The sequence below is a fragment of the Alloactinosynnema sp. L-07 genome (assembly GCF_900070365.1).
Taxonomy (GTDB): Bacteria; Actinomycetota; Actinomycetes; order Mycobacteriales; family Pseudonocardiaceae; genus Actinokineospora.
Map to the genome: position 1 here is coordinate 5,037,280 of NZ_LN850107.1, position 11,535 is coordinate 5,048,814.

The 11,535-nt window shown below is 66.9% G+C and carries 11 protein-coding genes and 1 pseudogene; 5 read left to right on the forward strand and 7 right to left on the reverse strand.

Features of this window, described 5'->3' with window-relative positions; all coding sequences use genetic code 11:
• Window positions 1-114: 114 nt before the first annotated feature.
• Complete coding sequence (locus BN1701_RS22510) at window positions 115-477, reverse strand: hypothetical protein (RefSeq protein WP_197672133.1); 363 nt, start codon at window positions 475-477, stop codon at window positions 115-117.
• A gap of 62 nt (window positions 478-539) precedes the next feature.
• On the reverse strand, window positions 540-1,643 hold the full coding sequence (locus BN1701_RS22515; protein ID WP_054051941.1) for an adenosine deaminase: 1,104 nt from the start codon (window positions 1,641-1,643) through the stop codon (window positions 540-542).
• Window positions 1,644-1,907: 264 nt separating this feature from the next.
• On the opposite strand from BN1701_RS22515, the pseudogene BN1701_RS38300 reads away from it, so the two are divergent.
• Window positions 1,908-2,418: pseudogene (locus tag BN1701_RS38300) on the forward strand (hypothetical protein); the annotation flags it as partial.
• A 1,503-nt stretch (window positions 2,419-3,921) separates the two neighbouring features.
• Here BN1701_RS38300 and BN1701_RS22525 read toward each other — a convergent pair.
• Window positions 3,922-4,359: a hypothetical protein gene (locus BN1701_RS22525; RefSeq protein WP_054051945.1), complete on the reverse strand. Its 438-nt coding sequence runs from the start codon at window positions 4,357-4,359 to the stop codon at window positions 3,922-3,924.
• A gap of 491 nt (window positions 4,360-4,850) precedes the next feature.
• On the opposite strand from BN1701_RS22525, the gene BN1701_RS22530 reads away from it, so the two are divergent.
• The gene (locus BN1701_RS22530; protein WP_054051947.1) at window positions 4,851-5,147 is read left to right on the forward strand and encodes a hypothetical protein; all 297 of its coding nucleotides are present in this window, start codon (window positions 4,851-4,853) and stop codon (window positions 5,145-5,147) included.
• A gap of 577 nt (window positions 5,148-5,724) precedes the next feature.
• Here BN1701_RS22530 and BN1701_RS22535 read toward each other — a convergent pair.
• Entirely contained in the window at window positions 5,725-7,227 is a 1,503-nt protein-coding gene (locus tag BN1701_RS22535; RefSeq protein ID WP_054051949.1) for an MFS transporter, read from the reverse strand.
• Window positions 7,228-7,321: 94 nt separating this feature from the next.
• Here BN1701_RS22535 and BN1701_RS22540 point away from each other — a divergent pair, with 94 nt between their 5' ends.
• A complete protein-coding gene (locus tag BN1701_RS22540; RefSeq protein ID WP_054051951.1) occupies window positions 7,322-8,035 on the forward strand; it encodes a TetR/AcrR family transcriptional regulator in 714 nt (237 codons plus the stop codon).
• On the opposite strand, the gene BN1701_RS22545 is transcribed toward BN1701_RS22540, so the two are convergent.
• Complete coding sequence (locus BN1701_RS22545; protein ID WP_054056048.1) at window positions 8,032-9,312, reverse strand: thymidine phosphorylase; 1,281 nt, start codon at window positions 9,310-9,312, stop codon at window positions 8,032-8,034. The genes BN1701_RS22540 and BN1701_RS22545 overlap by 4 nt on opposite strands.
• A 217-nt stretch (window positions 9,313-9,529) precedes the next feature.
• Between BN1701_RS22545 and BN1701_RS22550 the strand changes: the two genes are divergently transcribed.
• Window positions 9,530-10,045: a hypothetical protein gene (locus BN1701_RS22550; RefSeq protein WP_054051952.1), complete on the forward strand. Its 516-nt coding sequence runs from the start codon at window positions 9,530-9,532 to the stop codon at window positions 10,043-10,045.
• Between the two features lie 22 nt (window positions 10,046-10,067).
• On the opposite strand, the gene BN1701_RS34545 is transcribed toward BN1701_RS22550, so the two are convergent.
• Window positions 10,068-10,262 (reverse strand): DUF397 domain-containing protein, encoded by a 195-nt coding sequence (locus tag BN1701_RS34545; RefSeq protein ID WP_082859995.1) that lies wholly within the window; start codon window positions 10,260-10,262, stop codon window positions 10,068-10,070.
• Between the two features lie 7 nt (window positions 10,263-10,269).
• On the reverse strand, window positions 10,270-11,148 hold the full coding sequence (locus BN1701_RS22555; protein WP_157368162.1) for a helix-turn-helix transcriptional regulator: 879 nt from the start codon (window positions 11,146-11,148) through the stop codon (window positions 10,270-10,272).
• A gap of 62 nt (window positions 11,149-11,210) precedes the next feature.
• Here BN1701_RS22555 and BN1701_RS22560 point away from each other — a divergent pair, with 62 nt between their 5' ends.
• Window positions 11,211-11,498, forward strand: a complete 288-nt coding sequence (locus tag BN1701_RS22560; RefSeq protein WP_157368163.1) for a hypothetical protein — start codon at window positions 11,211-11,213, stop codon at window positions 11,496-11,498.
• The last annotated feature ends 37 nt before the right edge of the window (window positions 11,499-11,535 follow it).

The following is an 11,535-nucleotide window of genomic DNA, read 5'->3' on the forward strand; positions in this document are numbered from 1 at the left end:
GGGGCCGGATCTTCCGGCCCCTCGTTCAGTTTTGTAGAACAATCCCAACGTTCAAACGTTCACTTGTTCAACAATCCCGCCGCCACAGTAGGGCGATCAGGCGAGGCCGAGCGCTCAGGCCAGGTCGTAGGGGTCCCGAGCCGCCAACGCCTCGGCATCCGACTTACCTGAGCGCTCGGCGAGTTGGCGCCGAACCCGAACCAGCGCCCCGGTCCGTGGCCGAGACTGAGGCGTCCGGCCACAGCCGCACAGCTCGAACCCCTCGTACCGAAGCCCCGCACCGAGCACGGCGGCGACCGCGTCCCACCCGGATTCGTCCCGTCGAGGCGGCGCGGCGAAGTCGTGCCCCGCGAAGATCATCGGCCGCCGACACGACGTGCACAGGTGCACCGCCCCGTCCCAGGCGTACTTGTTGCTCCGGCGACATGGAACGCAGACGTAGTGGACCTTGTAGATGATCTCGGCGTACCGACACATCGCCTGCCACCTCGATCCATTTAGGATTGTCCAACAATCCTACTGTTGAATTGTAGGATTGTTCACATGCCCAGGAGCTTCGCGTACCCCGGCTTGATCACGTCGTTGATGATCGCCAGCCGCTCCTCGAACCCGATGAACGCCGACTTCATCGCGTTGATGGTGAACCACTGCAGGTCCGCCCAGCCGTAGCCGAACGCCTCCACCAGCGCCGCCATCTCGCTCGACATCGAGCAGCCGCTCATCAGCCGGTTGTCGGTGTTGACCGTGACCCGGAAGCGCAACTGGGTCAGCAGCCCGATCGGGTGCTCGGCGATCGACGGCGCGGCGCCGGTCTGCAGGTTCGACGACGGGCACATCTCCAGCGGGATCCGCCGGTCCCTGACATACGCCGCCAGCCGTCCCAAGTGGACGGAGCCGTCGTCGCGCACCTCGATGTCGTCGATGATCCGCACCCCGTGCCCGAGCCGCTCGGCACCGCAGTGCTGCAACGCCTCCCAGATCGACGGCAGCCCGAACGCCTCGCCCGCGTGGATGGTGAAGTGCGCGTTCTGCTGGCGCAGGTACTCGAAGGCGTCCAGGTTTCGGGTGGGCGGGAAACCGGCCTCCGGGCCCGCGATGTCGAACCCGACCACACCCGCGTCGCGGTAGCGCACCGCGAGTTCGGCGATCTCCAGCGAGCGCGCGTTCTGGCGCATCGCGCACAGCAGGGTGCCGATCCGGATCGGCCTGCCCGCCGCGGCGGCCCGGCGCTCGCCCTCGCGGAAGCCCGCCTCGACCGCCTCGACGATCGCGTCGAGTTCGAGGCCGCGCTCGCAGAACAGCTCCGGCGCGTACCGGACCTCGGCGTAGACGACACCGTCCGCGGCGAGATCCTCGGCACACTCGGCCGCCACGCGAACCAGCGCCGCCTCGTTCTGCATCACCCCACAGGTGTGCGCGAAGGTCTCCAGATACCGCACCAGCGACCCGGAATCGGCCGCGTCGCGGAACCAGGCGCCGAGTTCGCCCGCATCGGTCGTGGGCAGGGATTTGTACCCACCCGCCTCGGCAAGATCAATGACGGTCGCTGGGCGCAGACCACCGTCGAGGTGGTCGTGCAGCAGGACCTTGGGCGCGGTGAGGATGGCTTCCGGGGTGACCGGTGCCGAGGACGGATTCGACATGTGGACACGGTACTCACTTCTCGCGGTCACCCGATCGGGTAGCTAGGCCGTCACGTATGGTTCGCGGGCGCCGCACTCAATGCGGCACGGCTCTACGCCGAACGGTCCAATCCGCCGTGTCTGAGCCGACGAACTATCAACGGGTGGTGTATGGACGCCTTTTGGGACTGGCTAGGCTCCCCAGAGTCGTCTGCATCTCCCCTCCCCAGGACGAAGGTCACCTCCGTGAACGAGAGCAACAACCCCACGGTGTCGTTCGACCGGATGCGCAACATGCTCACGCGCGCGGCCGAGATCCGTGAGAGCGAACAGCAGCAGATCTTCGACGCCCTGGACGAGATCCACGCCAGGCTGTCGCCGCTGGAGTCGATCGGATCGGTGCGTAAGCGCCTGTCCGAGATGCCCGACCGCACCGAGGTCGGCGTCCTGGCCGAGCGCCTGGACGCGGCGATGTCGAAGCTGGAGGCGCAGGACACCGCCATCGCCGCCATCGGCCGTGCGGTCGAGAGCATCGTCGACAAGCTCGCCACCCCGTTCGCCCAGTTGGACGGCCGCCTCGACGGCGTCGCGGGCCGGTTCGAGGGTGTCGCGGGCCGGATGGACGGCTTGGAGGACAAGCTCCTCAACATCCACCGCCGCATCGACGAACTCGATCACCACCTGGACAAGCAGGACGGCAAGATCGACCAGGTCCCGTCGCTGTCGACCGGTCCGGTGCGCGAGCGCATCGAGATCATGGAGACCGCGCTGCGCGGCCGCCTCGACGAGGTCGACGAGGGCGTGCACGAGCACCTCGACGGCACCAAGGACGCCCTGGCGCGCGTGGTGTCGGAGACCTCGGACTCGGTCCACGGCAAGGTCACCGCCAGCGCCGACGCCCTGCAGGTCAAGATCGCCGAGACCACCGGCAAGACCGACTCGCTGCACACCAAGCTGGCCGAGTCCACCGACGCCCTGCACGGCCTGCTCGCCGAGTCGAGCGACTCGCTGCACGGCAAGCTCGTCGAGTCCGCGGGCGCCCTGCAGGCCAAGGTCACCGAGACCGCCGAGGCCCTGCGGGTCCGACTCACCGAGTCGACCGACGCGCTGCACGGCCGCGTCACCGAGACCTCGGACTCGCTGCACGGCAAACTCGACGCCGCCACCGAGCAGCTCGACGGCACCCGCGCCGAACTGGGCACCTCCCTCGGCGAAACCCGCGACGCGGTCCACGGCAAGCTCGAAGAGGCCACCCTCGCCCTGCGCGAGGCCCTCCGCGAGACCCAGGAGACCGTCGACGCCAGCGACCGCCTCGAGGGCTTGGCCCAGCGCCTGGAGAAGGTCACCGAGCGCCTCGACGAGATGACCACCCGCCTGGACACCGTCGAGGACGGCTTCACCGCCAAACTCGGCGACCTGCGCGGTGCCATCCAGACCAGCCTGAGCAAGGTCGAGGGCACTCTGTCCAACCAGCCGGACTCGTCCTCGGTCGAGACCCTGGTGAAGAAGACCAACGAGGAGTCGGTCCGCCGCATCGGCGGCCACCTGGACGAGGCCATGGCCACCTTCGCCGAGCTCATGCTCGGCGGCGGCAGCCCCACCCCGCCCCCGCCGACCGCACTGCCCCGCCAGGGCAACCGCCGTCGTCCGACCAACGGCAAGAACCTCAAGGGCTCGGAGAAGGCCCTTGAGGAATCCGAGGACAACGACATCGCCGCAGGCGCGTAAGCAGACAACAAACCGTGGGCCTCTTGCCGCGCGCAAGGGGCCCACGGCGCATCAGGGTCGTGCGAGAAGTACGCAGAATTGCCGTTACGGAGAAATGCACCCGATCAGGTGTACAGTTTACGGCTGGCTAACAGTACGGCCGTCAGGCAAAGTATGGTTACGCATCGCTTTGAATCGCGACTGTCAGTCAGTGGTGGTAACGGCAGCGGCGGTCCGGGCGACACAACTCCAAGCCGAGTGGTTTGAGAAGGGCCGGGGGAGCGCCAACTCCGGGACCGACCCTCTCGATTGTCCCCACCTGGATTGATGGAGACCCCCGCCCGCTGCGGTGTGCCCAGACACTCAAGCGGGACGCCGTTGTTTCGCCAGCTTGGGAAATACGGTACGTAACAGTATGAACAACAGGATATCCAACCCCCTGTGGCGCCGCCCACAGGGGTGTATTGGTCTATCCGCCTACCAAATGGGCACGTTCCGCGATAGCCATCGCCTGGGTATAGATACGCCAGACCCTCCCGCGCGTCAGTCTCTCAGCGCCGGGAGGGCGGGTTCCACGCGCCTCACTTGACCACTAAGCCTCGCCGCCCCCCGAGTTGCTGCGGAAGAACACGCCGACGATCGTCAGACCCGCCCCCAATACGGTGGGGATCACCATGCGCATCAGTTCCGTGGCGAACTCCAGCGGGAAGAGATCGCGCCAGAGGCCGATGGCCAGCAGGACCAAGGTGAACGCGAAGACGAGGCCGACACCGCTCAGAACACGGACCTGCATCCTCATGTTGTGCCGCCGGGTCTCACCCTGAGCCTTCCGTGCCGCGGCGAGCTCGGCGCGCTCGGTCTGAAGCTTGAAAAGCGTGTGCGTATCGATCAGCTCGCGATCCGCGGCAGCGGTGTCGCCGTCCGACCACGTCTCCCCCGCGCCCGCGACCGCGTCGCTGGGGTCCGACCACACTGGCCCCTCGGACTCCCCGTCCTCGCCTCGCCCCGACTGGGTGGTGATGTCAGTCATCAGCCGCGACCACCTGCAGGCCGCTCTCCTTGGTCACAACCAGGGGGCGGTCGACGACCTGGTGGTCTTCAGGCAGTTCCTCGAGCCAGGTTCCGTTCGCAAGCACGTCATACGAACCGGGAGCTTGGCGCGTCGGTGTGCGCTTTCGCATCGGACGCCAGCCTTTCGGGAGACGCCCCCGGAGCGGGGGTTCCGGGTGGCGTCGAGACCCATTCGGCGCAAGATTACCATCGAACATACACACTTGGCACACGTACTATGTGGGTAGAGCGCAGTTGATGCGTGTTGAAACTCTACGCAAGTGTGGCTACACTTACCGGTAGGTACCACGATCGGCAGCCGGTCGACTCGTGGATGCCGAACCAATACCGACACCCACCCATCCCGCGCTGGGACTCAGCGCGCCGGCAGGGCGATGGCGCCAACCATCCCCGCTGCCGTCATCGTGAGTTCGGGGATCGTGTTCCTCGGACTCAAGGGAGCGTGCCCAGATGAAGACTTCCCCTCCCGAGCAAGCCACGGAGACCGACACCGAGCAGGACCTGACGCCAGACCCCCCAGATCGCTCGAAGCCGACGAAGCCGGAACCGAAGCGGATCAACGTCGCGATCACGCCGGACATGGTCCGCGCATTAGAGCTCGTGATCGACAGAGAAGGCGTGAGCCTGACCGAAGCGCTACGCAGGCTGGTTGGCTACGGCGAGTTCGTCTACCGCTCGGTCAAGGAAGAAGACGCCACCGTTCTCCTCCGGAGCAACGACACGATTCGAGAGGTTGTGCTGCTGTGAGCACGACGCGACGCGGTCACGAACCAACCGGCGGCACCACCACAGAGCTGCGACGAAGACAGGTCTTGTCGCACACTGTCCGGTCCCGCTGAATTTTTCTGCCATAGCCGAGACCGTGACTTGGTATCCGTCAATTCGGCAACACGCGATGGGGTATCGCCAAAGGATCTTTGCCTGCCCGAGCGAGTGCGAGAGCAGGCAGTCAGAGTTCCCTCAGAGGAGTGCCTACTGAGGGAACTCTGAAGCATTATTCGGTCGGTCTCTCGCCCAGCCACGCCTTCAGTTCGATCAGTTCGGTGGCCAACGGGACCACTTCAGGATCGTCGGCCCAGGTGCCGTTCTCGTGTATGCGATCCCGACGTCCCTCAGTGGGCGGTGGCATGGCGAATTTCCTCCAGGTCCCGATGGGCTGCTGTGGACACCATGTCGGTCGGCGACGACGATTCGATACGGCCAATACCCACCACACCACCCAAATGGCGCATGGACGGCTTCGATCATCCGATCGACGAGACGCTGTCGCGAATCAGAATTGCCCCCAACCTCCATGCCCAACAGGCAGGACACAACACAGTTCTCAGGCGGTTACGGTTTCCTTCGCCGTCACCGGCACGTGCCGCAGGGCCCGGTAAGCCAGCACCGAAGTCAGCGCCACCACGATCGCACCTACGACCGCTGTCACCGTGAAGCCGTGGGTAAACGCGACCCGAGCGGCCTGGATCACAGCCGGGTCACCTAGAGACACGGCGCCGCCGAGGGTGTCGCGGGCGATTCGGGCGGCGTCGGTGGGTAGGGAGGCGACGGGGGCTGCCATCTCGTTGTGGTAGATCGCGGCGCCGATGCTGCCGAGGATGGCCATGCCTAGTGCGGCGCCGAGTTCGCTGCCGGTTTCCGACACCGCCGACGCCGTGCCCGCGCGTTCGGGTGGGGCTGCGGTGAGGATCAGGTCGGCCAGCAGGGATGTCGTGACCAGCACGCCCGAGGCGACCAGGCCTGCGCCGACCAGGATCAGCCACAGTGGCGAGTCGGCGCGGACGAAGGTCAGGATGACGAACGCCGCGGTCAGGATCACCAGGCCGGACAGGACGAGCACCGACACCTTGACCTTGTTGGCCAGCACGCCCGACACCGTCATCACGATCATCACGCCCGGCATGACCGCCAGCGACCACAACGCCGCGGTGAATGGCCGCATCCCGAGGACCAACTGCAGATACTGATTGGTATAGAGCGTGATCCCGATGAAGCAGAACATGCTGACCACGCTGATCAGCACCGACGCGCTGAAGGTTCGGTTGCGGAACAACGAGATATCGACCAACGGATAGGCGGTGGTCCGCTGCCGGTGGACGAACGCGACCGCCAGCGCCAAGCCCAGTGCCAAGGCGGCCAGTGCGAGCCCGTCGACACCGTCGATCGCGGCGCGCTTGATTCCGTAGATCAGGGTGATCATGGCGACCAGCGACAGGCCCGCGCCGGGCAGGTCGAAGCGGCCGGACTCCGGCGCGCGGAACTCCGGGAGGAGTAGGGGGCCTGCGATCAGCAGCAGGATCATGGCCGGAACGTTGATCAGGAACACCGAGCCCCACCAGAAATGGTCGAGCAGGAAGCCGCCGACGATCGGGCCGATGGTGGCGCCCAGGGTCAGGCCCGCGGTCCAGACGGCGATGGCGGTCTTGCGCTGCGCGGCGTCGTGGAACATGTTGCGGACCAGGGCGAGGGTGGACGGCATCAGCGTCGCGCCCGCCAGGCCGAGGACGCCGCGGGCCAGGATCAGCATCTCGGCGGTGTTCGCGTACGCGGCGGCGACGGAGGCCGCGCCGAACGCGGCGGCGCCGATGAGCAGCAGTTTTCGCCTGCCGATACGGTCGCCGACCGCGCCCATGGTGATCAGCAGGCCTGCCAGGACGAACCCGTAGGTGTCCATGATCCAGAGCTGCTGACTGGCGCTCGGCCCGAGATCGGCGCTGATGAACGGCAGGCCGAAGAACAGCACGCTGACGTCCATCGAGACCAGCAGACACGGCAGGACCAGGACGGCGAGCCCGATCCACTCCTTACGACCGGCGGTGGTTTCCATGATCTTCCCCTCCTTACTGCGTACCCCATACGCGATACTGCGTAAGTTATACGCAGAACTATGATGGGTCAACCCCGATCCGAAAGCGGAGGCCATGACCAGCACTGGACTGCCCGAGAGCGTCGAGGCGGCATGGGGGCTCCGCGAGCGGCCCAACCGCGGGCCGAAACGTGGTCTGACCTTGGAGGGGATCGTCGCCGCCGCGATCGCGGTCGCCGACCGGGACGGCCTGGACGCGCTCTCGATGAGCCGGGTCGCAGCCGAGTTGGGGTCGAGCGCGATGTCGCTCTACCGCTACATCTCGGCCAAGGACGAGCTGCTCACCCTCATGATCGACGCCGCCTACCACCCGGCGCCGGACCCGATCGAGGGTGCGTGGCGGGAGAGCCTGACCAAGTGGGCGTGGGCGGAACTGGAGGCCGTACGCGCCCACCCGTGGGTGCTGCGGGTGCCGATCAGCGGGCCGCCGCTGATGCCGAACCAGCTGCTATGGCTGGAAAGCGGGCTGCGCGCGCTCGCGCACACGCCGCTGGGCCCGGCGGACAAGATGTCGGCGATCCTGCTGGTCACCGGCTACGTCCGGACCACGGCCACCCTCGCCGCCGACATCGGCACGGAGCACGACCCCGAGGTCATGCCCATCTATTCGGCGATGCTGCGGCGGCTGATCAACCCGCAGACCTACCCAGAGCTGACCGGCATCCTGAACTCCGGCATCTTCGACCACGACGACCCGATCGACGACGAGTTCATCTTCGGCCTCGACCGCATCCTCGACGGCATCGACGCACTGATCAAACAGCGTTAGCCACGAACCGTCGCCAGCACGAGCGAAGTCGCCGCCGGGGCCGAGTCGCCGATCTCGTAGGCACCAGTGAGCGCCGCGAGCGCGCTGGGAACGGCGGCGGGGGTGTCAGTGCGCAGTTCCAGCAGCGGATCACCGGCCCGCACGGACTCCCCGGGCTTGGCGTGGCAGAGGATGCCCGCCGCGGCCTGGACCTGGTCCTCCTTGCGCGCCCGACCGGCACCGAGCCGCCAGGCCGCGACGCCGACCGCGTAGGCGTCCAGCCGGGTGACCACGCCGTCGGCGGGCGCCTCGACGATGTGGACGTGCTTGGGTTCGGGCAGCGCGGCTTCCGGGTCGCCGCCCTGCGCGCGGATCATGCGGGCCCAGACGTCGTAGGCCGCGCCCGAGGCCAATACGGCCGCCGGGTCCACATCGGACAGTCCGGCGAGGTCGAGCATCTCCCTGGCCAGCGCGACGGTCAGTTCGACCACGTCGGCGGGGCCGCCGCCGCGCAGCACGTCGACCGACTCGGCGACCTCGACCGCGTTGCCGACCGCCCGGCCGAGTGGCACGGACATGTCGGTGATCAGCGCCGAGATCCTCAACCCGCGGGCCACGCCGATGCCGACCAGCGCCTCGGCCAACGCGCGAGCGTCGGTGGCGGTCTTCATGAACGCACCGGAGCCGCACTTGACGTCGAGGACCAGCGCGTCGGCGCCCTCGGCGATCTTCTTGCTCATGATCGAGCTGGCGATGAGCGGGATCGACTCGACCGTCGCGGTGACGTCGCGCAGCGCGTAGAGCTTGCGGTCGGCCGGGGCCAGGCCCTCGGTGGCCGCGCAGACCACGGCGCCGACGTCGGCGAGTTGGGCCAGGATCTCCTCGGTGGTGAGGCGGGCCCGCCAGCCGGGGATTGCTTCGAGCTTGTCGAGCGTGCCGCCGGTGTGTCCGAGGCCCCGACCGGAGAGCTGCGGGACGGCGGCGCCGCAGGCCGCCACCAGCGGGGCGAGCGGGAGGGTGATCTTGTCGCCGACCCCGCCGGTCGAGTGCTTGTCGACGGTCGGGCGGTCGCTGTGGAGGGTGAGGGTCTCGCCGGAGTCGACCATGGCGGCGGTCCAACGGGCAGTCTCGTCGGTGTCCATACCGTTGAGGAACACGGCCATGGCCAGCGCGGACATCTGCTCATCAGCCACGACGCCGCGCGTGTAGGCGTCGATCACCCAGTCGATCTGGTCATCGGTGAGCCGAGCGCCGTCCCGCTTCGCCCGGATCACGTCGACCGCACTGAACCGCTCCACCGACGCCTCCCACACTTCGAACAGTGGGCCAACGTTAACCCGAGGGGCGGAGATTGACCCCCTGGGCCGCGCCGGGTCGCTCGCGATGACGTTCCACAACTGTGAAATGGGAAACCGTATCCTCGGCAGCCTCCTGGGTCTCGATGGAGGGAACCGGCCGAGGAGCCTGGCCGCCGTCCGGCGGTCGGGAGGTAGGGGTTCCCGTCACCAACCCTGCATGGAGATCATCACCATGAAGCACACCCCCATGGCCGCACGCCTGATCCTCGCCGCCGCGGCGATCTGCGTGGGCCTCGGCACCGCCGCTTGCACCGGTGACGCCAAGACCGCCGACAGCGCCGCCGGCACGACAGCGGCGGGCGAAGCCAAGACCGACAAGACCGACCCGTCCGCCACCGACGGCCCCGTCGCCACCGGCGCCCCGGCCCCGTCGTCGGTGCCCGCCGCGGCCTCGGAGCCGCCGGTCGTCCTCCCGGCGCTGCCGAAGGGCGCTCCGAAGGGCTTCCCGGTCGTCAGCGGCGGAAAGATCAACCCCGTGGCGGGCAGCGAAGGCTCATTCGTCGTCGTGGGCGAGGGCGCGGAGAAGATCCTGCGGTTCTACCGCGAGGCCCTGCCGAAGGCTGGCTACAAGATTACCGCCGACACGGAGAAGAGCGTCGACTTCGACGGCAACAGCACCAAGGGCACCGTCGCCATCGTCGGTGACTCGGTGTCGGTCACGTTCAAGGCCTGATCAGGACGGCCCGTGGGTGGGCTCAGGCCCGCCCACGGCCGACCTGGCGAAGGAACGGATGCCAGGCCGGTTCGGGGAGGTCGAGCAGACCGCCATCAGGATTCTTGGAGTCCCGGACACCCACCTGACCGGGCACGAACGCAACCTCGACACACGACGAGTGTTCGGCGCCGCCGCTTCTGCTGGACTTCCGCCACCGTGCGTGATCAAGGTGCATTTTTGTTTCACTCCCGGCTATATCGGGCTTGGTACCGCCGCAGGAACTTCACCGATTCGGCTGACGTGAGTCCTGCCTTCAGCATACCGGCGATGGACGCCTGGAACAGGCTCACGTCTTCCGACTCGTGCAGGAACATGGCCGAATTCTCGTGGTCGATGTGGACCACCGGGGCCGTCTTAGCGAAGTGCAGGATCCCAAATCCGCCGGTGAGGCCGACATGGTGGCCGCGATCGAATGGCAGCAGGTGGATGTCGATATTCGGCAGCTCCGCCATTCGACACAGGTGTTCCAGTTGCGCGACCATCAACTCCGCGCTTCCGGTCGGTCTGCGAATAGCCGCCTCGTCGATGACGGCTAGATAGTGCGGGGCCCTCGCCTGAACCAGGATATCTTGGCGCCGCAGCCGGGCATCGACCAGTACCTTGATCCGATCGGCGGAAGCGCCATGCACCATCATGACGGTGCGCATGTAGTCGACGGTCTGCAGCAGGCCCGGGACCAGGAGCATCTCGGCTTGGATGATCCGAAGAGCCATAGCCTCGAAGGCGATGAGAGTGGCGAGATGGGGGTGCAGGTTCCCGCGCCCGGTGGCAGGCCAGTGCGGTTGGTGGAGATTTCTGGCGAGATCCAGCAATCGTTCTCGCTTGGCACCCTTCACCGAATAGACGCCCAGCAAAGTTGCGGTGTCCTCAACACTCACATCCCTGATTCCATTCTCCAGGCGGCTGATCTTCGCCAGGGAGAAACCGATCCGTTCGCTGACGTCCCGCAATGTCAGACCCGCGGCCTTGCGCAGGTCTTGGAGTTCGGCTGCCAGTCCGCGCATGCGGGCCGAGTTCGTCGTCATGGCTACAGTTTCCAGCCAGGCAAGGAATTCGGCCACCGCGAGATGTGATCATATGTTCCCCCTTGGGCAAGTCCATTCTGGACGCCACCGTTATCCCCATGCAGATCAAGGGTCTGACCCACCCGTACACGGGAACCACCGCCTGCTCCCGCCTGTACGCCCACGGCCACACCTTCCGCTGGGCCAAAGGAGACCGCTACATCGCCGTCTTCCGAGGAACCTGCGTAGAACAACGCCGCTACTTCATCCTCAAAGACGAACTCCCGCGCCCAGTCCTCGAAGGACCCCAACCCCTCGCCGACGCCATTCCCGTCCACCACGGCGACTGGTCCGACGACGATCTCCTGCGCCGCTTCGCCGACGCGTGGGCGACCAAGCGTGGGTGAGCATCTGACACTCGAACAGCACGATCTCGTCACCATG